Here is a 21,513-nt window from a genome sequence, read left to right on the forward strand (position 1 = left end):
TAAATGGCTTCAAACAAAATACAATTCAGAAGTATTCATGAACTTAAAGATCCAGCTTTGAATAATAAGCTGGCTCAGAAAGAGTTTCAGGAAGAAATTCCGGTAGAAGATTTCCTTGGAGATGCTGAGAAAAACGGATCTAGTACTTCAAGAAGAGATTTCCTTAAATTACTAGGTTTCTCTACAGCAGCAGTAACATTAGCTGCCTGCGAAGCTCCGGTAATTAAAACGATTCCTTATGTGGTAAAGCCGCATGACATTATTCCGGGAATCCCTAATTATTACGCTTCAACTTATTTTGATGGTTTCGACTTTGCTAGTGTTTTAGTAAAAACCCGTGAAGGTAGACCTATCAAAATTGAACCCAATCCGGCTGGTGGTGATTTAGGTAAAACTAACGCAAGAGCTCAGGCAAGTGTTCTTTCTCTTTATGATAATGATAAAGTAAAGCAGCCTAAACTAGACGGTAAAGATGAAACTTTCGATAAAGTAGACAGTTTCGTTATTAAAGGTTTGGAAGAAGCTAAAGCGTCTGGCAAAAAAATTGTGGTTTTATCACACTCTTTTGCTTCACCAACTTTCAAAAAGTTATTCGCTGAATTCAAAGCTAAATATCCTACAGCTGAATTAGTAACTTATGATGCTTTCCCTTACGCTGCAGGATTAGATGCGGCTCAGGAAGTATTCGGACAAAGAGCATTACCTGTTTACGACCTTAAAGGTTCTGAACTGGTAGTTTCTTTCCAGGCTGATTTCTTAGGAGATTATAACGCTTCAAGCTTAGAAACATCTTATGCAGCAGCAAGAAAGCCAGGACCAAACATGTTGAGACACATTCAGGTGGAATCTAACATGTCATTAACGGGTGCTAATGCTGATTCAAGATACAGATTAAAACCAAGTGCTGTAAACAAAACTTTAGTTGAAGTTTACAATGCAATTGTAGGTGGTGGTACTTCTGATAAGACGGCAACTGAAATTGCTAACGAATTGAAAGCAAAAGGAAGCAAAGCTGTTGTTTTCGCTGACGGTTCCAAAGGAGCACAGGTTTTAGCACACTTAATCAACCAAAAATTAGGTTCAGTTGCTTTCACAGGTAAAGCAAACTTCCTTAAAGAATTCGACGGTGCAAGATATCAGGAATTCCTGGGATGGATAAATGGTGGACAAGTAGGTGTATTGGTTACCAACAACGTAGACCCTATCTACTCTCATCCAAAAGGAGAAGATTTCAAAAAATCTTTATCAAAAGTTCCTTACGTAATTGCTGTAGCAGATAAGAAAAATGAAATGTACAAAGCAGCGAAAGCTGTAATTCCGGTTGCTAACTGGCTGGAGTCTTGGGGAGATATCGAACCACAGACAGGAGTATATTCATTAATGCAGCCTACGATCCAGAAGATCTACAAATCAAGACAGATTGAAGAATCTCTATTGGTATGGAAGAATGGAAAAAACAATGCAGCAAACAACTACTACGATTATTTAAAGGCAAGCTCAGCTTCTCTTTTAGGTGGTACTTCTTTCAACAAAGCATTGTATAACGGTATCAACGCTTCCACAAACGCTACTACTTTATCTTATGCAGGTGGAAACGCTGCTCAGGCTGTTGCGGAACTAGGAAACTTTAAAGCTTCTGAATTAGAATTAGTATTATACACTAAGACTTCAATGGGAGACGGTACTCAGGCAAACAACCCTTGGTTACAAGAATTACCTGACCCGATCACAAGAATGTCTTGGGATAACTACCTTACAATTTCTCCTAAAGATGCAGAGAAATTTGCAATTGATAACGATCTTAATGCGAGAATGCAGTTAGATGGTTCTATTGTAAACCTTACTGTAAACGGAGTTACGATAAAAGATGTTCCTGTATTCGTACAGCCAGGACAGGCTGAAGGATCTGTAGGTCTCGCACTTGGTTATGGTAAGAAAAACTCAGGAGCAACTGCAGATACTGGTGTAAATGCTTATCCTTTATTTGACGGTTCTAACCTTGTTCTTTCAGGGGTAAAAATCGAAAAAACAGGAGAAGATCACGAATTCGCAGGTATCCAGCTTCAAAATACATTGATGGGTCGTTATGAAATCGCGAAGGAAGTTCCTTTGGCAGATTTCATCAACGTAGCTTTCGATGATGAGCACAAAGGATGGAACAAGCCTTTGGAATACCACACGATCAGCGGAGCACTTCCGGCGAGAAAAATCGACCTTTGGGATGCTTTTGATGATACGGATGGTCCTCACTTTAATTTATCTATTGACTTAAACTCTTGTACGGGTTGTGGAGCATGTATTATTGCTTGTCAGGCAGAAAACAACGTTCCTGTAGTAGGTAAAGAAGAAGTAAGAATGTCCAGAGATATGTACTGGTTAAGAATTGACCGTTACTACTCTTCAAGACAGAAAGTTGAAGTTTACGAAGGGCTGAAAGAAGGAATGGCTGTACCAGAATTGTACGGTACTGCTTTCGGAGACGGAGGTGCATTAAACCACCCTGCAGACAACCCGGATGTAATCTTCCAACCGGTAATGTGTCAGCACTGTAACCACGCTCCATGTGAAACTGTATGTCCGGTAGCGGCTACTTCACACGGTAAGCAAGGTCAAAACCATATGGCTTACAACAGATGTATCGGTACCAGATATTGTGCAAACAACTGTCCGTACAAAGTAAGACGTTTTAACTGGTTTACGTATAACCTAAATGACAAGTTCGATTTCAACATGAACAATGATTTAGGAAGAATGGTACTTAACCCTGACGTAGTTGTAAGAACTAGAGGGGTAATGGAGAAATGTTCAATGTGTATCCAAATGACTCAGAATACTATTCTTGAGGCTAAGAAAGAAGGAAGAAGAGTGAAGGATGGAGAATTCCAGACTGCTTGTTCTAAAGCTTGTTCTACTGGTGCAATGACATTTGGAGACATGAATGATAAAGATTCTTCAATCAGAGAGCAGTATGCATCTAACAGAAGATATTATTTACTAGAGGAGATCGGAACAAAACCAAACGTGTTCTATCATACTAAAGTAAGAAACAGAGTAGAAAAATAAAGTTTAAATAATAAATAGGTAAAAAATGTCAGGACATTACGAAGCTCCGATAAGGGAACCTCTAATTATTGGTCACAAAACTTATCACGATATTACAGAAGATATCGCACGACCTATCGAAGAAAGAGCAGGTAAATTATGGTGGATCTCATTATATGCTGCACTAGTTCTATTCCTCTATGGATTCGGCTGTATCGCTTACACTATCGGGACAGGTATTGGAGCATGGGGGCTTAACAGAACTATTAACTGGGGTTGGGATATTACCAACTTCGTATGGTGGGTAGGTATCGGTCACGCCGGGACCCTAATCTCCGCAGTATTATTATTATTTAGACAGAGATGGAGAATGTCTGTAAACAGATCTGCAGAGGCAATGACGATCTTTGCGGTTGTACAGGCAGCAATCTTCCCTGTAATCCACATGGGTAGAGTTTGGGTTGGATACTGGGTATTCCCTTTACCAAACCAATTCGGTTCTCTTTGGGGGAACTTCAACTCTCCTCTACTTTGGGACGTATTTGCGATCTCTACGTATTTCTCAGTATCAACTGTATTCTGGTTCATGGGACTAATCCCTGACTTTGCAATGATCAGAGATAGAGCTAAAACTCCTTGGACTAAGAAAATTTATACATTCCTTGCATTCGGTTGGGGTGGTAAAGCAAAACACTGGCAAAGATTCGAAGAACTTTCTTTGGTTCTTGCAGGTTTGGCAACTCCACTTGTATTCTCAGTACACACAACCGTATCATTTGACTTCGCCACTTCGGTAATTAAAGGATGGCACTCAACAATCTATCCTCCTTACTTCGTTGCCGGTGCAATCTTCTCAGGATTTGCAATGGTACAGACCCTATTGTTGGTAGCAAGAAAAGTGTGTCACTTGGAAGAGTATATTACAATGTATCATATCGAAATTATGAACATCGTAATCATCTTAACTGGTGGTATGGTAACTGTAGCTTACGCAACTGAATATTTCATCGGATGGTACTCAGGTTCAAGATTTGAAGATTTCACATACCTTTCTCCAGGTGCTGCTGTAGGACCTTACTGGTGGGCATTCTGGTCATTGATCATCTGTAACCTTGTTATCCCGGCTTCTTTCTGGTTCAAGAGACTTAGAACGAACATTATCTGGACATTCATCGTTGCATTAATCATCAACATCGGTATGTGGTTTGAGCGTTTTGATATCATCGTTATCAACCTTTCAAGAGACTACTTACCAGGATCATGGACTATGTTTAAGCCAACGATCATTGATGTGGGTGTATACTTAGGAACAATCGGATTCTTCTCTGTATTATTCTTATTATATGCAAGAACATTCCCTGTAATTGCACAGGCTGAATTAAAATCGATTTTGAAAATCTCAGGTGAAACTTATAAAGCAAAAGAAGGAGATGAGCACCACTAAAATTGTATACGGACTTTATGCTGACGACGACGACTTAATGAACGGCGTTAAAGCATTCAACGATAAAGGAATCGCAATTAACGAAGTTTATACTCCGTTTCCGGTTCACGGACTAGACAAAGCTTTAGGTTTAAAGAAAACCAGAATTTCTGATGCCGCTTTCATCTATGCTTGTTATGGTGTAACTATCGGTGCTACTCTTACCTGGTATGTGATGAATCACGACTGGCCTCAGAATATCGGTGGTAAACCCGCTTTTGACTGGGGACACAACATGCCTGCATTTGTAGTTCCAATGTTCGAATTAATGGTATTCTGTGCAGCTCACATGATGTCTTTAACTTTCCTGGTTAGAAACAAAATGTATCCAGGAGCTCCAGCTCAGAACCCGGACCCAAGAACTACTGATGATAAATTCATGATGGAATTCGTAACTGAAGATGTAGAATCTGTAAAACAGTTGCTTATTGAAACTGGAGTTGAAGAAATAACTGTTAAAGACGCTTAAAATGAAAAAGAATGTATTAAAAATTACAGCGGTTTTAGGTTTAACAACAGTTTTACTTAACTCTTGCGGACCAAAGGAGAACACTCCGCTGGTATATTTCCCGGACATGTATTTTCCGGTAGCTTATGATCCGTTGATGAAAGCTCAGGATGCTTATTCAGATCATGAAAATGAAATTCCTGCTTTTGTTAAAAATAATGGTGCAACAGGTCTTTCTCCGGTAGAAGGATCAGTTGCTCAAAATAAAGATGGAGTTTTTGAAGAAAGCTTATTACCTAAAAATGTTGATGAGTACAATGCAGGGTATGAAGCATCTAAAAAACTTACAGTATCTCCTTTGAACCCGGCTAACGCAACGAAAGATCTTGAAAGAGGAAAAATATTGTTTGATCATACTTGTGCTGCATGCCATGGAACAGGAGGTGATGGACAAGGACCTATCGTTCAAAGTGGGGCATTCTCCGGGGTACCTAACTATGCTGACAGAGAAATTACTGTAGGATCTGTTCATTATGTATTAACAAACGGTAGAAATTCCATGGGATCTTATGCTGGACAATTGAACGCAGGAGACAGATGGAGAGTAGCAATGTATGTGATGAGTGCTTTCAAAAAAGGAGCAGCAGCACCGGCAGCAGCTACAGCGGCGGCACCAGCAACAACTGAAACGACTACCGAAACTAAAAAATAAGAAAAGAAATGTATAGTTTTTCACCAAAATTAAAATCAACTTCTATAATACTTCTTGTTGTAGGTTTAGTTCTTTTCGGTATTGGTTTCTTTTTGAACAAAGGAATTTCTACTGAAAAAATAGAACAAATGATGGAAGCTGTTCATGCTTCCGGTCATACCGCTCCTACACACTCAAGTGAAATGGTTGGACCTCAGGATCACGCGGCTCACCTTGAGCATGCTACCATGCAGGTACACAACCAGCCTTTAGCAGCAATACATTTTGTAGCTGTATTTTTCTTTGGAGTAAGCTGCTGCGTATTATTCTTCTATTCTATTCAGCACGCTGCACACGCAGGATGGCCAATCATCATTACAAGAGTAATGGAAGCTATTGCTTCTTATATCCCTTATGGTGGTGCAATCCTGGTAATCCTGATGATCTTAAACATCACTCATAATGGTCACTTATTCCACTGGATGGACCCTGCTTTAACAGATCCTGAAAATCCACACTTTGATGTGATCTTATTCGAGAAGAAAAAATTCTTAAATATTCCTTTCTATGCAGTAAGAACTTTAATCTATGTGATTGGTGCTTCTTTCTTCGCTTGGAAATTAAAAGCTCAGTCTAAGAAAGTAGATGAAACGAAGTCTAAAGTAGAGTATCAAATGCTTTACAGATGGGCAGTAGGATATATTGCATTCTTCGGATTTGCTTCTGCAGCTTGGGCTTGGGACTGGTTGATGTCTATTGACCCTCACTGGTATTCTACAATGTATATCTGGTATTCAATGGTTAGCTGCCTTTCAAGTGGTATCGCTGTAATCATTCTATTAAGTGTTTATCTTAAGAAAAATGGTTTCTTACCACAGTTCAATGACAACCACTTACACGATTTAGGAGTATTCCTTTTCGCTACAAGTATGCTTTGGACATATACATGGTTCGCTCAGTTCATGCTTTACTGGTATGCCAACGTTCCGGAAGAGGTTAACTACTTCTTCGGTAGATTCCAGCACTACTCTCCTACTTTCTTACCGATGTTGATCATCAACTTCTTATTACCACTATTGGTATTAGTAAGCAGCAGCATCAAGAGAAACTACAAAGTAGTTACTACAATGGCAGTAGTGGTGATCTTAGGACACATCTTAGATTACTTCAACATGGTAATGCCGGGAACGGTAGGACCATACTGGAATACTCCTGAAGTATTCCTGTTAATCCTTGGAGCCATCTTATTCGTAGCCGGATTATTTATGTTTACTGTACTTTCAGCTTTATCTAAACTGAAGTTGATCCCTACAGGAAACCCATTCTTACACGAATCTGAAATTTATGAGTATCCTTTCTAAGGACTTGTAACAAAATAAAATGATAAAAGACTGATTGTTAAAACGATCAGTCTTTTTTTATGCATACAAAACAACAGATATTTATGCACCTCTATGATGGGATCAAAAACTTAACAACACATTACTATGAAAACAAAACTTTTCATTTACTCATTCTTCCTTTTTTTATATAGTTTTATTTCTGCTCAGACAATCACTTTTGTTTCTGAAAAAAGTAATACTCCCCTTCCCAGAGTTTCAGTGTTTGGGAAAGATGGAACCATTGTAGCGTATTCTGATATTGAAGGTAAGATTGACAAACAGTTACTCTCGCCTTCTCAGGAAAAGTTTCAGCTTGTCTACAATAATTTTCCGGTTGCCACTTTATCTTACTCAGACTTTGATCAATCCGTTATAAAAATCAATGATCAGGTAAAAGAGATTGAAGCCATAGTCATCAAAAATAATAAGCCTGCCAGGTATATTTTTATCAAAGGAAATTTTAATGCTTATGTAACGGTAAATAATAAGCTTAACAGCTATGCCGATGGAATTGTAACCTACATCTTTGACAATAAAACAAAAAAACTGAAAAGTACCAATGTGGAACAGTACAGAGTTTTCAGACTAACGGACTCTAAAAACGAGAAGAAAGAAACTTCATCATGGGATTATGGAAATTCTCTACAGATTCCCAAACTAAAAAATGTGGGAAATCCGGAAGAATATAAAACAAAAAGAAATACCATCAGAGAATTGAAAAGCGATCATAAGGATCAGATTGAGGTAACCGGCGGAGCACTTCAGGAAAAAGAATTTTCATTTTTCGGATATAGATTTTATGATATCAGAACCATTTTGAATATGTCCTTTGAAAAAGGATCAGAAAAAACGCTGAAAGATTTCCAGGAATACAATGAACTTGTTTTTGTTAAACTAAAACATAAAAGCGAACCCGAATACAATCAGATTGCACTTTACACTAATTTCTATCCTACGGAACTCAGCTTCAATAATGACAACGATATTGAAAAGGTAAAATTCAATAAAGATAACAGCAGTTATCAGACATCTTACTGGAAGGATTCTTCATTCCCCAATATGCAGACCATCTTCAGTAATTTTTTCAAAGGAGACTTAAAAGAACAACCCAACAAAAAGTAAAAATATAGGATTATGGCTTCCGTGATCAAGAAATAAAACAAGCCATAAAACATAAAGTGAAAATAAAATCCAGTATTAATAAAGGTTTTATTAAATTTGCAACAAACCAAATAAAAATGAAAAAGTTTTCTTTTCTACTTGTTTTCAGTCTGTTGCTTTTTACAGCATGTAAGAAAGATCATGTAGATGCTACGAATACTAAAACGCTGCAGTCAAGTATCAATGATATGACTTCCAGTTTACCTACCATTAAGCAGATTAAGTTTAATGAAGCTCTTTATATCCTTAAAACATTTGGAGTAGAGGCAGATGGTGATATCAATGAGCTAAAAGCCCTTGGAAAACTGATTAACGGGAAGAAAGTTCCTGAAATCATGTCTTTGGCTGACGAAGTTGCACAGAAAAACGGAATAGAATGGGCCAGTACTGCCCCGCCATCACTGGGAGAAATGAATATCTTCGGGGATGATAAAGCTAAAGAAAGCGATCCTAATGATGTAAAAGCAGGATCATTAAGCCTTGTGACAAGACCTACAGGAGATGACGGAACCGGAGCGCCTACGGCCATTCAGATTGTTCCAAGACTTGTAGATGCAGCCGGAAATCCGGTATCTTTCACAGGAGCAGGCCTTGAAGCCACTCTTGAAGTCTTCAGCAATGGTGTAAGATTAGCTACAGCTAAAAACCTGATGCAGGATAATAACTTTAAAGGATTCAATTTAAAGTTTTCATCTATTCCTGCTTCAAAAGTGGTAGATAATAAAATTGACATCACAGTTTCCGTAAAAACTACGGCAAAAACTTTCAAAATGTCAAAAATCGGACTTGATGTGAATGCAGCAGCTCTGAAAGTTCCGGCCATTCCAAAAACGGATTCTACAGCGGTAACAGAACAGCCAAGCGCAGTGGTGGATCCAAACAATCCTACAGCACCTTCCGGAACAACTACAGATCCTGCAACAGCTACTCCTGCAACACCAGCTGCACCAAAACAGCCTACTGCAGATCCTAAGAATACTGTAAGCAAGTTCCTGAACAGTGTAAGTTCTCAGAATTTAAAAGCCGCATACGAAACAGCCAGCAATCCAAGCTGGGGAAGCTATGAATCTTTCTCAAATCCTACTTCAGGTTTTGGATCTGTAAAAAATGTAAGTGTAAAAAACATTACAACAAGTGGAGCTAATGCTAATAGTGCCAGCGTAAATGCTACTTATGATGTAACGGATAAAAGCGGGAAGACAACTTCTTTAAAAGTAACTTTCGGGCTTAAAAATGTAAATGGAGACTGGAAAATTTCCAGCTATAAAATCAATTAATAAATGGCTTCAGCAGAACTGATCAAAAGATTAGAAGAAACAATTGAAAATATCCCTGATTTTCCGATTCCGGGAATACAGTTTAAGGATATTTCACCCATCTTTTTGAACCCAAAACTTTATGAAGATGTTATTGCAGATCTTGCTGCCTTCAGTAAAGGGAAAATAGATGCAGTCTGCGGAATAGAAAGCCGCGGTTACCTTTTTGGGATCGCAATTGCTGTAGCATTGGAAGTACCTTTCGTCTTAATCAGAAAAGCCGGAAAGCTTCCTCCGCCTGTCATTTCAGAAAAATATGATCTGGAATATGGAAGTGCCATAATTGAAACCCGTGAAGGACAGATAAAACCCGGACAAAGAATTTTAATCCACGATGATCTCTTAGCAACGGGAGGAACTACTGAAGCAGCAGCAAAATTGATAGAAAAGCAGGGAGCAATTGTCTCACAGTTTAGTTTTCTTATCGGTTTGCAAGGTTTGAATGGTGACGAAAAACTGAAAAGATTCGGTGCAGAAATTTACCATATTTTAGGGTATTAAGATTCAATATATATGCTTCGACTCCGCTCAGCATGACAACGCTAATCATTTACTGTGAGATTAAACCAGGGAATATTAAAAGTCACGCTGAGCGGAGTCGAAGCGTTTTTTATAAGAATTTACATTATTTGTTTAAATAAAATCAACAATATAAACAAAGTATTTTGTAAATATCTCAGAAACAATTAAATTTGCATTTCAATTTTTAAAAACTTATGGCAAAATTGGGAAAGAGTGCTCAGCATGAGCAAGAAGGTAAAGAAACGGTTGAGTTCTTTAAAGACCTTGACAGAGAAGCTTTAAACACTGAAAGATTTGTTGAAAAATATTCAAAACCACTGGGTTTAATATTCGGAGCATTGATTTTGGGAGTTTTAGGATTCTTTGCTTATAAGCAATTTGTGATTGCTCCAAAGAACACTGAAGCTGTAAAAAGTTTCCTTGCTGCTCAAAAAAATCTTACAGAAGGTAAAGATAAAGATGCTTTAGGTGGAAAGTCTGCTGCTAATCCTGGCTTTATAGGAACAGCCAACGAGTATTCTTCTACTGAAATTGGTAAACTTTCTGCTTACAATGCCGGTTTATTAAAATTCAAAGAAGGAAAATTTCAGGAAGCATATGATCTTTTGGATAAATTTTCTTCCAAAAATAAAACTCTGATGGCAATGAAATATGGAGCTATGGCTGACGCAAAATCAGGTCTTAACAAAAACGACGAAGCTCTATCTTTATTAGACCAGGCCGCATCAGCATCTGATGATCCTTATACAACTTATTATTTTACAAGAAAAGCAGGTATTCTTGCTTTAGGATTAAAGAAAAATGCAGAAGCTAAAAAATACTTCTCTGCAATTGATGAGAAATATCAGGACTACGACAACGGAATGTCTGATTCTTATATCGAAATGACTAAATATTATTAAAAAATGGCAACAGTTAATCTTTCCGATTACAAGCCACTTCATATAACTAATGCCGAAGATTTTTCTATCGGCATTGTTTTTTCTGAGTGGAATGATTTTGTAACGTACAATCTTCGTGATGCAGCTTTGGAAATCCTTGAAAAAGAAGGAGTAAAAACAGAAAACATCAAACTTTTCCCTGTACCAGGAGCTTTTGAATTAAGCTATGCAAGCATGCAGCTTTGCAAAGAGAGAAAATATGATGCAGTAATCTCTATCGGATGTGTAATCCGGGGGGAAACACCACACTTCGACTATGTATGTTCTGCAGTAGCACAGGGAATCAAAGACTGTAACATCATGACTGATACTCCCACAATCTTCTGTGTATTAACAGATGACACCAAAGAACAATCTGTCGCAAGAAGCGGCGGTGATCTTGGAAACAAAGGCGTAGAAGCAGCCGTTACAGCGCTAAGAATGATTGATTTCAAAAAAAAATTATCTGATAAAAAAGGAAATATCGGTTTTGGACACTCTTAACTGCTTATCCACTTTGACAATATAATGGACTATTTTTTAATAGTCCTTTTTTATTAGTAGATAAATAATTCTAAAATCTTACTAATAACAAGGATGTTTTTCTTTTTTTCAGTCAAAAGTTCTCTACAAAAACTATCTTTGTGAAAATTAATAAAGACGGTCAAGACATGTTTTTAAAAAAAATAAAGCCCTTCCTGTATTTAGGAATTTTTTATCTTATTATTTCTTTGATAATAAGAGCAGTATTCTTTTTTCATCCAATTACTACCGCTAGTTTCGGATTTTTCGAAGTTGTAAAAGTTTTGCTGATAGGTCTGGTGAATGACGTTTTCGTCTTCATATTGGCCAGCTCTATTCTTGCCCTTTACTTCCTCTTTCTTTCGGATTCAAAATATAAAAAGCCTTACGGTTATACTATTCTGGGAGCGCTGGTTCTATTCTTCCTTTATATCTGGCTTGTTCCGAATAATATTTTCAAGCAGTATGGAGGTTCTGTTATGGAGATCGCTCTTGTTTTTGTAGGAATAAAGACGCTTTTCTTCGGATTGATGCTGTTTCTTCCTACACAAAGAATTAAAATCCGTAACACCCTATATTTCATCACATTACTATTATATGTTCTGCTGATCATTTTCAACGGAGTAAGTGAATATTTTTTCTATAATGAATTTGGAGTACGTTATAATTTTATTGCAGTAGATTATCTTATTTATACGAATGAGGTGATTGGGAATATCATGGAAAGTTATCCGGTTATTCCTCTGTTTTCAGCCATCATGATCGTTACCCTTGCCATCACCTGGTTTATTTATAAGAAAACAAAAAATGAACTGCTGGAACTTCCTGATTTTAAACAAAAAATGGTGCTGCTGGGCAGTTATATGGTACTTTGTGCGTTGAGTGCACTGGCAATACCTTCTTTGATGCAAATCAGATCCGACAATGTTTTTGCAGACGAAATTGAAGCCAACGGACTTCCCAAGTTCTACTGGGCATTTACCCATAATGAGCTGGATTATTTCCAGTTTTACTCTCAGATTAACCAGCAGCAGGCTGAAAAGAATTTCTTAAGCCAGTATCCACAACAGACTTTATCAAGGACTGTTGTTGCTGCACAGCCTGAAGTAAAGAAAAACGTAGTATTGATCTCCATTGAAAGTCTTTCTGCAGATTTCATGGAACATTATGGTAATACCCAAAAAATCACGCCTTTTCTTGACAGTCTTGCTGATAAATCGCTCATGTTTACCAATCTTTATGCAACCGGAAACAGAACTGTACGCGGATTGGAAGCTCTGACATTATGTATTCCTCCCACAGCAGGAGAAAGTATCATCAAGAGAGATGATAATAAGAATAAGTTCACCACCGGAAGTGTTTTCAAGTCTAAAGGATATGATGTCAAATTTTTATATGGTGGATACAGCTATTTCGATAATATGCAGGACTTCTTCGGAGGAAACGGCTATGGAATTGTAGACAGAAATAATTTTAAACCTGAAGAAATCACTTTTGCCAATGTTTGGGGTGTTGCTGATGAAGATATGGCCAGAAAAGCTATTCAGGTGATGAATGCTGAAGCAAAATCCGGAAAACCATTTTTCAATCACTGGATGACGGTTTCCAATCACAGACCGTTTACTTATCCTGACGGAAGAATTGATATTCCCGGAACAGCAAAATCCCGTGAAGGCGGTGTAAAATATACCGATTACTCGCTTAAATTGTTCTTCGATATGGCTAAGAAGCAAGACTGGTATAAAAACACAGTTTTTGTCATCATTGCAGACCACTGTGCATCCAGTGCCGGAAAAACAGAACTTCCTATGGATAAATACAGAATTCCTGCCATGGTATTTTCTGAAGGATTTATTCAGCCTCAGAAATTCAATGCCCTGATGTCTCAGATAGACGTAATGCCGACCGTTTTGGGGCTATTAAACTTCAGCTATCAGTCTAAATTCCTGGGCCAGGATGTTTTCAAACCCGAATTCCAGCCTAAAGCTTATGTGGCAACCTATCAGGATCTTGGATTTATCAAAGGGGAACGTTTGACCATTATTTCGCCGGTAAAAAAGGTAAAACAATATTCTTTAGAACTGGAAAAAAGTGATCTGAAACCGGAGTTTAAACTGTATTACGACGAGAAATTATTAAAAAATCCAGATCAGAAACTGGTAGATGATGCTATATCAGCTTATCAGTCTACCTCTTACTGGCTAAAGACAAAACAACTCAACAGATAAATATCTAGGTATTTTCGCTTATAATCTGGCGTAAAATATTTAAATTAACCCATAAATTTATTAGTATGAAATGGACAGACGACAGAGGCGGAAACGTTGATGACCGCCGTGGTTCAGGAGGCGGAGGAGGCGGTATGATTGTAGGAGGCGGACTCGGAACTTTAATTATAGCAGCCATCGTATTCTTTTTGGGAGGTGATCCTTCCGGTATTTTGAATTCCGGCAGCATGCAGCCTTCAGGAAACTCTGGAGAACAAAGAGAACTTACAGCCAGCGAAAAACAGATTGGGGAAATGGTTGACATGATGTCCGGATGGAATACCTTAACCTGGAACCAGATATTTAAAGAAAATGGGATGACTTTTTCTGAACCCAGAATTGTTCTTTTTGAAAATACAACTTCTTCAGCATGTGGTACAGCGCAATCTGCCATGGGACCTTTCTATTGCCCTGCTGATCAGAAAGTCTATATGGATATGAGTTTCTTCGGTGAGCTTCAGCAAAAATTCGGAGCTAAAGTAACGGAATTTACGGTGGCTTATGTTCTTGCGCATGAAGTAGGACACCATGTTCAGACGCTTCTGGGAACTACTCAGAAAGTAGATGCGTTAAGAAGAAGCGGAAGATATTCCGAAGAACAGATGAACAGAGTATCCGTTGCTACAGAATTACAGGCTGATTTCTATGCCGGAGTATGGGCAAAAAGAACCAATGACAGCAAACACATTCTTGAACCGGGAGATATTGAATCTGCCATAGATGCCGCAGAAGCAGTGGGCGATGATAATATTCAGAAAAGAGCACAGGGATATGTAAATCAGGAAAGCTTTACCCATGGATCTTCAGCTCAGCGTAAAGAATGGTTCATGAAAGGCTACAACACCGGAGATATCAGGCAGGGAGATACTTTCAACCAATTATTGAAATAATTTTATCAGATTTATTGATTATATAAAACAAAAATGTGGTCTCATGTGAGACCGCATTTTTTATTACAATTCGATGGGATTAGAATTTTTTCTGGCTTCTTCTTTCACCCTTTCTTCCATTCTTTTTCTCATATCAGCAGGATTCTGATTTCCGCCACCGCCTCCAGAGCCTCTTCCTCCTCCGCCTATTCTCATCGGAGCACTGATACCTCCTGCACTCTGACTCATGAATGACATGGGATCCGTTTTAAACTTTTGCTGCTGCTTTACATAATCTGTTCTTTTTACCTTTAGCGTATTTCCAAACTGATTCAAAGTTGGAAATTCTGCAATTTTATAATTTTTCATTAAATCGAAAGAGTAATCTCCTTTGTCATCCTCTACTTTTACAATAAGTCCTGGAAGTCCTCCGAACTTATAAGGTCCATCCTGATAAGGAAGATCTGTGGTAAACCATGCTGTCCATTTTCTTCCTCCAAAATCGGTTTCTGCTTTCTGAACTTTATAGTCACCTATTTTCCTTGTCTCTGACTCTATTTTCCAGTTCAAAGGCCGATCTTCTTCGTAGGAGTAGATATCACGTCCGATTCTGTCTTTAAAATAGGTCTTTTGATTTGTTTTATCTTTTTCAATGGAATAGCTGATATTGGTTCTAAGACTTTCCAGCTGGTCTCTGTTGATGCTTGCTCTTCCGCCTCCGCCCTGAAATGCCCTTTGCATGATAGAGTCTCTTTTGATTCTGTTTTCAGAATAAAACACTGATTTTTCCGGAGAAATATCCAGATAAGCATTTTCCGTTTTGATATCTGTTTTATTTTCCGCATCTGGCTTCATAGTGACCTGATACACAAACCTGTTTGTCTGTGCAGAAACATTCTGTATGAAGAGTGCCAACGCGATAATACCTAATTTTTTCATTTATATTTTTTATTTTTTTGAATTTAAAAAGAGAACTGTATAAAATGATGATTTCTATTTTTTATAGATCGAAAATACGATTCAAGGTTAAATCCGTAACGAAATCTTCACATTGAAAGACTGGATTTATCTTTTTTTAACATAATTTATGCCCCAGAAAATTGCTATTAATATCAGAATCATTAAAATAGATATCTTCGATTTGAGATTGCGGAAATTAGTTTGTATTTTTGCATCATTAAATCATTCTAAATAAATACAATGATAAAAGTATCAGACTATGCAAAGGAGAAAGCCATCCAGTTGATGACGGAAGATGGTTTTAACCCTGCTGAAGATTATATAAGAGTAGGGGTGAAAAGCGGCGGATGCTCTGGTTTAGAGTATGTTTTAAAGTTTGATAACCAAAAAACAGAAACAGATCAGATTTTTGAAGATAATAACATAAAAATTATTATAGATAAGAAATCCATCCTTTATTTAGCAGGAACAACTCTTGAGTATTCAGGAGGGTTGAACGGAAAAGGGTTTGTTTTTAACAACCCGAATGCATCCAGAACATGTGGATGTGGGGAATCATTTAGTCTTTAGTGAAAAGACATTAGATCCTAGATTTCAGACCTCAGAGCTATTCTGAATTCTGAAATCTATAATCTGAAATCTAAAAAAAAATAATGAGTAAATATACAGAAGACGATTTAAGAGTCGATCTAGAAAATAAAAAATATGAATTCGGTTGGGAAACGAAGATTGATTATGAAGACTTCCCGATTGGTTTAAATGAGGATATCATCCGTGCCATTTCTGCTAAAAAAGAAGAGCCGGAATGGATGACTGAATGGCGATTGGAATCTTTCAAAATCTGGCAGAAGATGGTAGAGCCTGAATGGGCAAACATCAAGTATGAAAAACCAGATTTCCAAGCAATCCGCTACTACGCTGCTCCTAAAGTAAAGCCTGAGCTGGCAAGTCTTGACGAGGTAGATCCTGAGTTGTTGAAGACATTCGCAAAGCTAGGGATTAATATCGAAGAGCAAAAAAGACTTTCCGGAGTTGCAGTAGACATCGTAATGGACTCTATTTCTGTGAAAACTACATTCCAGGATACATTGGCAGAAAAAGGAATTATTTTCTGTTCAATCTCTGAAGCTATTAAAAATCATCCTGATTTGGTAAGAAAATATCTTGGAAAAGTAGTTCCAAGGGGAGATAACTTTTATGCCGCTTTGAATTCCGCAGTATTTTCTGACGGAAGTTTCTGTTATATTCCTAAAGGGGTAAAATGTCCTATGGAACTTTCCACTTATTTCCGTATCAACCAGGCAGGAACAGGACAGTTTGAAAGAACGCTTCTTGTAGCTGATGAGGGAAGTTATGTTTCTTATCTTGAAGGATGTACAGCACCATCAAGAGATGAAAACCAGCTTCACGCAGCCGTTGTAGAGCTTATTGCTTTAGATAATGCTGAGATCAAATATTCAACGGTCCAGAACTGGTATCCTGGTAATGAAGAAGGAAAAGGCGGGGTATTCAACTTTGTAACGAAAAGAGGACTTTGCGAAAGAAATGCAAAAATCTCATGGACACAGGTGGAAACAGGCTCAGCAGTGACATGGAAGTATCCGTCTTGTATCCTTAAAGGTGACAATTCTATCGGAGAATTCTACTCTATTGCGGTAACCAATAACCACCAGTATGCAGATACAGGAACAAAAATGATCCACATTGGTAAAAACACCAAATCTACGATTATTTCAAAAGGTATTTCTGCCGGGAAATCTCAAAACTCCTACAGAGGACAGGTGAAAGTAATGCCTTCTGCAAAAGGAGCAAGAAACTTCTCACAATGCGACTCTTTATTGATGGGTAATGAATGTGGTGCTCATACTTTCCCTTATATTGAAATCAAAGATCCCACGGCACAGTTGGAACACGAGGCAACGACTTCAAAAATCGGGGAAGACCAGATTTTTTACTGCAACCAGAGAGGTATTGATACAGAAAGAGCAATTGCTCTGATAGTAAATGGCTTCAGTAAAGAAGTTTTAAATAAACTTCCGATGGAGTTCGCTATTGAGGCACAGAAATTATTGGAAATTTCACTGGAAGGTTCAGTGGGATAATAGAAAAAATGATTTTTATGAAGAGGTTTTTATTAGCATTTTTTGGATTTATTTCCTTAAGTTTTTCTGCTCAGGAAAATAAAGGGTTTCAGTTATCAAGTCATATTCTTGATATTTCGCAGGGAAAACCTGCCGGAAGTGTGGTCATAGAACTGGAGAAATATAATGAAACAAACAGACAGTGGGTTTCTATAGGTAAAAAGCAAACTGATAATAATGGCAGGGTTTCAGATTTTTTACCGTATCAAAAAGCTGGTAACAACGGAAAATACAAACTTGTATTCTTCATAGAAGATTATTATAAACATAAAAATATAGAAAGCTTCTATCCGTCTATTGAGGTAATATTCCAGATAAAAGATAACGAGCATTATCATGTTCCAATCACATTATCACCATTTGGATATTCCACATACAGGGGAAGCTAATACAATTATAAAAAAGCAAAAGTTAGCAAGAATGTTACAAATTAAAGACCTTCACGCCAAAATTGAAGATGGCGCAGAAATATTAAAAGGGATTAATCTTGAAATAAAGCCGGGAGAAGTTCACGCAATCATGGGACCCAACGGAGCTGGTAAATCTACCCTTTCCTCTGTAATCGCTGGAAAAGAAGATTATGAGGTAACTGGTGGAGAGATTCTTTTCGAAGGACAAGACATCAGTGAAGAAGCTCCAGAAGATAGAGCTCACAAAGGGATTTTCCTTTCTTTCCAGTATCCAGTGGAAATTCCGGGAGTTTCTGTAACGAACTTTATCAAAGCTGCTTTGAACGAGACAAGAAAAGCAAACGGACTGGAAGAAATGCCGGCAAAAGAAATGCTTGCATTAATCCGTGAAAAATCTGAAAAATTAGGAATCAAAAAAGATTTTCTTTCAAGATCATTGAACGAAGGATTCTCCGGAGGTGAAAAGAAAAGAAATGAAATTTTCCAGATGATGATGCTTAATCCTAAACTGGCTATTCTTGATGAAACTGACTCAGGATTGGATATTGACGCCTTAAGAATCGTGGCAGATGGGGTAAATCACTTTAAAAATGAAGGGAATGCAGTTCTTTTGATTACGCACTATCAGAGATTGCTAAACTATATTCAGCCTGATTTTGTTCACGTTTTAGCAGATGGAAAAATCATCAAAACAGGTGATAAGTCTTTAGCATTAGAACTTGAAGAAAAAGGTTACGACTGGCTTTTAAATTAAGAAGGAAGTATAGTATTTCAGAGATTAAATGTATAGCGCCCATTTATGAAGTGCAGCAAAATATGAATCTCTAAAGTAAAATTTGGATTCCTATCACTCGGAATAACAATATTTTAGTTCAAAAAAAAGAAAAAATGGTGCAAACCACAGATATACCAGTAATGGCATTAAAAGAACAAATTATAGAGAACCACAATGAATTTTTGGAGAGTCTTCGTCACAGATTTCTGGATGATGACAGAAAAATAGCACTTCAGAGATTTGCAAACCTTGGTTTTCCGACAAAAAAAGACGAAGAATATAAATATACCAATCTAAAGGAAATCACGGAAAAAAGCTACAACTTCTTCCCGAAAGAGAACCACAATATCACTAAAGAGCAGTTTGATGAACTGCACCTTGGAGAAGAAAATTTTGATTGGATTGTTTTTGTAAACGGTAAACTTCACAAAGAACTTTCTAAAGTTTCTATTGAGAATGCAGAGTTCCTTTCATTCAATTATGCATTGAATGATGACAAGCACAAAGAGGTTTTTGAACAATATTTCAATACTATTGCTTCCAAAGAACAGGCTTTTACGAACTTAAACCTTGCTTACTGCAAATACGGATTCTTCCTGAAAGTTCCTAAAAATGTAGTGATTGAAAAGCCAATACACGTTTTTTATATCTCTCAGAATCAGGAGGAAAACACGTTTTATAATACACGAAACCTTTTGATCGTAGAAGAAGGAGCCAAAGTAGAGGTCATTGAAAGCCACCACAATTTTGACAGCACTTATGTATTAACCAACTCTGTAACAGAGATCTTTACATACCCGAACGCAAAAGCAGACTGGCACAAACTTCAAAATGACAACAATACAACTTACCTGATTGACAATACGTTTGCAAGACAGGAAAAAGACAGTTTAACCACCGTAAATACATTCTCTTTCGGAGGTAAACTGGTAAGAAATAACCTTGATTTTATTCATAATGGATCTAATGTCAATTCATTCATGAACGGAATCACCATTATCGGGAAAGATCAGCTGGTAGACCACCATACGGCAGTTCACCATAACTTCCCGAACTGTGAAAGTTATCAGAACTACAAAGGAATCTTTGATGGGAATGCTCACGGAGTTTTCAACGGAAAAGTTTTTGTAGACAAAATTGCTCAGAAGACCAACGCTTACCAACAGAATAACAACGTATTGCTAAGCGAAGGGGCAAGTATTGATACAAAACCTCAGTTAGAGATCTTTGCTGATGATGTAAAATGTTCTCACGGTTGTACAGTAGGCCAATTGAATGAAGATGCTTTATTCTATCTGAGAGCAAGAGGAATCTCTAAAAAAGAAGCACAGGCATTACTTTTATATGCCTTTGCTAATGATGCCATGCAGAATATCGATATAGAGCCACTAAAAGATAAAATTTCAAAGCTATTGGCTGAGAAATTAGGAGTTGATATAGAATTTTAAAACTTATATATATTGATACACAAAAGCACTTCAAAATGAAGTGCTTTTTTAATGTATTTCAGATTTTTTCTATCTTATTTTTTCAACCAGCTTTGGTTATCTTTATTTTCTGAACGCTTCTTACCGTTATCAAAATTGTAGGCCAAACCTACTCCTAATGTCTGTTTCAACTGTGTTTTCCATATCTGGTTATGATCATACAAAAGGTCAAGGGTAACGTTGGTAGAAATATATTTATTGATTTTCATACTTAAAACTCCACTATACCCAAGAACAAGCCTGTCCGGATGATCAAGATAGTTGGAGAATACAGAAGCCGTATTCAGCAAGGTGATGTTCTCCATAATCTTCAGCTTATACATGGCTGTTCCCAGGAAACCGAATTGGAAAAGAGAAGAATCTCCATCATTTTTAAGACCATAAGTTCCTGCTTTCTGAAGATCTTTGTCTAAAACAAAAGTCCATCTGGCATTCGCCGGGCGTAAAGTCACTGTAAAGTTGTCATTGGGACGATAAGTAACCCCAGCCCCTACGCTCAGGTATCCGGGAGCCATAAAATTGGAAATCTTTTTGGCATCAGGATTATTTCCATCTTCATATCCCGGTGCAAACTGAGTCTGAAGCCCAGCACCAGCTGAGAGATACCAATGCTTGGCAAATTCTCTACCATAGTTTGTAGATAGGTTAATAACATCCTGAGTCTTTCTTACTCCAGTTCCCTGCGTGTTATTTTGTCCGTAACCCAGGATAATTATATTTTCCCAGAGATCTTTCCCTTTTTCATAGGTGAGGTTATAATTAACACCGGCAAGCCAGCCCACATTGTTGGCTCCCCCGCCTACCCAGTTTGAAAAGGCAGCCTGATTGAGCATTAAGGTATTTTGCCCCTGAATAGACCAGGCTTTAACGGTATCTGATGCCGGAGCATCTGTTTTAGTCTCTTGGGCAAGCGCTAAAGCACCAAGAGAAATAGAACTGATTAATAAAAGTTTTTTCATAAATGACGATTTATTACAAATGTATAAATAATAATCTATGCCATTATAAAATTCACTTTAAATTGAATTTAATATAATTTATTTTAAAGCAATAACAAACTGAAAATAAGACAATTAAATATAAATATTTTATCTCGCAAACTTAAAGCAACTTAAAA

The 21,513-nt window shown here is 37.5% G+C and carries 19 protein-coding genes; 17 read left to right on the plus strand and 2 right to left on the minus strand.

The window, feature by feature from the left end; all coding sequences use genetic code 11:
• Positions 1-3 precede the first annotated feature (3 nt).
• The 12 genes from C8D70_RS05085 to C8D70_RS05140 all read left to right on the plus strand — a co-directional run bounded on the left by C8D70_RS05085 (position 4) and on the right by C8D70_RS05140 (position 14,644).
• Positions 4-3,063, plus strand: a complete 3,060-nt coding sequence (locus C8D70_RS05085; RefSeq protein WP_110366572.1) for a TAT-variant-translocated molybdopterin oxidoreductase — start codon at positions 4-6, stop codon at positions 3,061-3,063.
• A gap of 25 nt (positions 3,064-3,088) precedes the next feature.
• Entirely contained in the window at positions 3,089-4,486 is a 1,398-nt protein-coding gene (gene nrfD, locus C8D70_RS05090; RefSeq protein WP_034691792.1) for an NrfD/PsrC family molybdoenzyme membrane anchor subunit, read from the plus strand.
• On the plus strand, positions 4,473-4,994 hold the full coding sequence (locus C8D70_RS05095; protein ID WP_027371993.1) for a DUF3341 domain-containing protein: 522 nt from the start codon (positions 4,473-4,475) through the stop codon (positions 4,992-4,994). Before nrfD ends, C8D70_RS05095 begins: the two co-directional genes overlap by 14 nt.
• Before the next feature lies 1 nt (position 4,995).
• Positions 4,996-5,685: a c-type cytochrome gene (locus tag C8D70_RS05100; RefSeq protein ID WP_110366573.1), complete on the plus strand. Its 690-nt coding sequence runs from the start codon at positions 4,996-4,998 to the stop codon at positions 5,683-5,685.
• Positions 5,686-5,693: 8 nt separating this feature from the next.
• Positions 5,694-7,025: a quinol:cytochrome C oxidoreductase gene (locus tag C8D70_RS05105; protein WP_076596469.1), complete on the plus strand. Its 1,332-nt coding sequence runs from the start codon at positions 5,694-5,696 to the stop codon at positions 7,023-7,025.
• A gap of 126 nt (positions 7,026-7,151) precedes the next feature.
• Positions 7,152-8,168, plus strand: coding sequence for a hypothetical protein (locus C8D70_RS05110; protein WP_110366574.1), 1,017 nt, complete (start codon positions 7,152-7,154; stop codon positions 8,166-8,168).
• A gap of 116 nt (positions 8,169-8,284) precedes the next feature.
• On the plus strand, positions 8,285-9,484 hold the full coding sequence (locus C8D70_RS05115) for an NTF2-like N-terminal transpeptidase (RefSeq protein ID WP_076596471.1): 1,200 nt from the start codon (positions 8,285-8,287) through the stop codon (positions 9,482-9,484).
• A gap of 3 nt (positions 9,485-9,487) precedes the next feature.
• Positions 9,488-10,024, plus strand: coding sequence for an adenine phosphoribosyltransferase (locus C8D70_RS05120; RefSeq protein WP_110366575.1), 537 nt, complete (start codon positions 9,488-9,490; stop codon positions 10,022-10,024).
• Between the two features lie 215 nt (positions 10,025-10,239).
• Positions 10,240-10,947, plus strand: coding sequence for a hypothetical protein (locus C8D70_RS05125; protein ID WP_076596473.1), 708 nt, complete (start codon positions 10,240-10,242; stop codon positions 10,945-10,947).
• 3 nt (positions 10,948-10,950) lie between these two features.
• Positions 10,951-11,469, plus strand: coding sequence for a 6,7-dimethyl-8-ribityllumazine synthase (gene ribH, locus C8D70_RS05130; protein WP_076596474.1), 519 nt, complete (start codon positions 10,951-10,953; stop codon positions 11,467-11,469).
• 167 nt (positions 11,470-11,636) lie between these two features.
• Positions 11,637-13,715: an LTA synthase family protein gene (locus C8D70_RS05135; RefSeq protein WP_110366576.1), complete on the plus strand. Its 2,079-nt coding sequence runs from the start codon at positions 11,637-11,639 to the stop codon at positions 13,713-13,715.
• A gap of 65 nt (positions 13,716-13,780) precedes the next feature.
• Positions 13,781-14,644 (plus strand): neutral zinc metallopeptidase, encoded by an 864-nt coding sequence (locus C8D70_RS05140; RefSeq protein WP_110366577.1) that lies wholly within the window; start codon positions 13,781-13,783, stop codon positions 14,642-14,644.
• Between the two features lie 63 nt (positions 14,645-14,707).
• On the opposite strand, the gene C8D70_RS05145 is transcribed toward C8D70_RS05140, so the two are convergent.
• On the minus strand, positions 14,708-15,562 hold the full coding sequence (locus tag C8D70_RS05145) for a GLPGLI family protein (RefSeq protein ID WP_110366578.1): 855 nt from the start codon (positions 15,560-15,562) through the stop codon (positions 14,708-14,710).
• Positions 15,563-15,823: 261 nt separating this feature from the next.
• Between C8D70_RS05145 and C8D70_RS05150 the strand changes: the two genes are divergently transcribed.
• From C8D70_RS05150 to sufD, 5 genes are all read left to right on the plus strand, one after another.
• The gene (locus C8D70_RS05150) at positions 15,824-16,153 is read left to right on the plus strand and encodes a HesB/IscA family protein (RefSeq protein WP_076596478.1); all 330 of its coding nucleotides are present in this window, start codon (positions 15,824-15,826) and stop codon (positions 16,151-16,153) included.
• Positions 16,154-16,236: 83 nt separating this feature from the next.
• Positions 16,237-17,685 carry a Fe-S cluster assembly protein SufB gene (gene sufB, locus C8D70_RS05155; RefSeq protein ID WP_076596479.1) on the plus strand — a complete coding sequence of 483 codons (1,449 nt, stop codon included), beginning with the start codon at positions 16,237-16,239 and terminating at the stop codon, positions 17,683-17,685.
• 17 nt (positions 17,686-17,702) lie between these two features.
• Positions 17,703-18,113 (plus strand): hydroxyisourate hydrolase, encoded by a 411-nt coding sequence (gene uraH, locus C8D70_RS05160; RefSeq protein ID WP_076596517.1) that lies wholly within the window; start codon positions 17,703-17,705, stop codon positions 18,111-18,113.
• A gap of 31 nt (positions 18,114-18,144) precedes the next feature.
• Positions 18,145-18,888: a Fe-S cluster assembly ATPase SufC gene (sufC, locus tag C8D70_RS05165; RefSeq protein WP_034691829.1), complete on the plus strand. Its 744-nt coding sequence runs from the start codon at positions 18,145-18,147 to the stop codon at positions 18,886-18,888.
• A gap of 161 nt (positions 18,889-19,049) precedes the next feature.
• Positions 19,050-20,357 (plus strand): Fe-S cluster assembly protein SufD, encoded by a 1,308-nt coding sequence (gene sufD / locus C8D70_RS05170; protein ID WP_110366615.1) that lies wholly within the window; start codon positions 19,050-19,052, stop codon positions 20,355-20,357.
• A gap of 74 nt (positions 20,358-20,431) precedes the next feature.
• Here sufD and C8D70_RS05175 read toward each other — a convergent pair whose 3' ends face one another.
• A complete protein-coding gene (locus C8D70_RS05175) occupies positions 20,432-21,355 on the minus strand; it encodes a DUF3078 domain-containing protein (RefSeq protein ID WP_110366580.1) in 924 nt (307 codons plus the stop codon).
• Between the last annotated feature and the right edge of the window lie 158 nt (positions 21,356-21,513).

The sequence above is a fragment of the Chryseobacterium sp. CBTAP 102 genome (assembly GCF_003201365.1).
In the GTDB taxonomy this organism is placed as follows: Bacteria; Bacteroidota; Bacteroidia; order Flavobacteriales; family Weeksellaceae; genus Chryseobacterium; species Chryseobacterium candidae.

Coding starts and splice junctions, on each gene's coding strand:
- C8D70_RS05085 (WP_110366572.1), top strand. CDS start 4: ATGGCTTCAAACAAAATACAATTCAGAAGTATTCATGAACTTAAAGAT.
- nrfD (WP_034691792.1), top strand. CDS start 3,089: ATGTCAGGACATTACGAAGCTCCGATAAGGGAACCTCTAATTATTGGT.
- C8D70_RS05095 (WP_027371993.1), top strand. CDS start 4,473: ATGAGCACCACTAAAATTGTATACGGACTTTATGCTGACGACGACGAC.
- C8D70_RS05100 (WP_110366573.1), top strand. CDS start 4,996: ATGAAAAAGAATGTATTAAAAATTACAGCGGTTTTAGGTTTAACAACA.
- C8D70_RS05105 (WP_076596469.1), top strand. CDS start 5,694: ATGTATAGTTTTTCACCAAAATTAAAATCAACTTCTATAATACTTCTT.
- C8D70_RS05110 (WP_110366574.1), top strand. CDS start 7,152: ATGAAAACAAAACTTTTCATTTACTCATTCTTCCTTTTTTTATATAGT.
- C8D70_RS05115 (WP_076596471.1), top strand. CDS start 8,285: ATGAAAAAGTTTTCTTTTCTACTTGTTTTCAGTCTGTTGCTTTTTACA.
- C8D70_RS05120 (WP_110366575.1), top strand. CDS start 9,488: ATGGCTTCAGCAGAACTGATCAAAAGATTAGAAGAAACAATTGAAAAT.
- C8D70_RS05125 (WP_076596473.1), top strand. CDS start 10,240: ATGGCAAAATTGGGAAAGAGTGCTCAGCATGAGCAAGAAGGTAAAGAA.
- ribH (WP_076596474.1), top strand. CDS start 10,951: ATGGCAACAGTTAATCTTTCCGATTACAAGCCACTTCATATAACTAAT.
- C8D70_RS05135 (WP_110366576.1), top strand. CDS start 11,637: ATGTTTTTAAAAAAAATAAAGCCCTTCCTGTATTTAGGAATTTTTTAT.
- C8D70_RS05140 (WP_110366577.1), top strand. CDS start 13,781: ATGAAATGGACAGACGACAGAGGCGGAAACGTTGATGACCGCCGTGGT.
- C8D70_RS05145 (WP_110366578.1), bottom strand. CDS start 15,562: ATGAAAAAATTAGGTATTATCGCGTTGGCACTCTTCATACAGAATGTT.
- C8D70_RS05150 (WP_076596478.1), top strand. CDS start 15,824: ATGATAAAAGTATCAGACTATGCAAAGGAGAAAGCCATCCAGTTGATG.
- sufB (WP_076596479.1), top strand. CDS start 16,237: ATGAGTAAATATACAGAAGACGATTTAAGAGTCGATCTAGAAAATAAA.
- uraH (WP_076596517.1), top strand. CDS start 17,703: ATGAAGAGGTTTTTATTAGCATTTTTTGGATTTATTTCCTTAAGTTTT.
- sufC (WP_034691829.1), top strand. CDS start 18,145: ATGTTACAAATTAAAGACCTTCACGCCAAAATTGAAGATGGCGCAGAA.
- sufD (WP_110366615.1), top strand. CDS start 19,050: ATGGCATTAAAAGAACAAATTATAGAGAACCACAATGAATTTTTGGAG.
- C8D70_RS05175 (WP_110366580.1), bottom strand. CDS start 21,355: ATGAAAAAACTTTTATTAATCAGTTCTATTTCTCTTGGTGCTTTAGCG.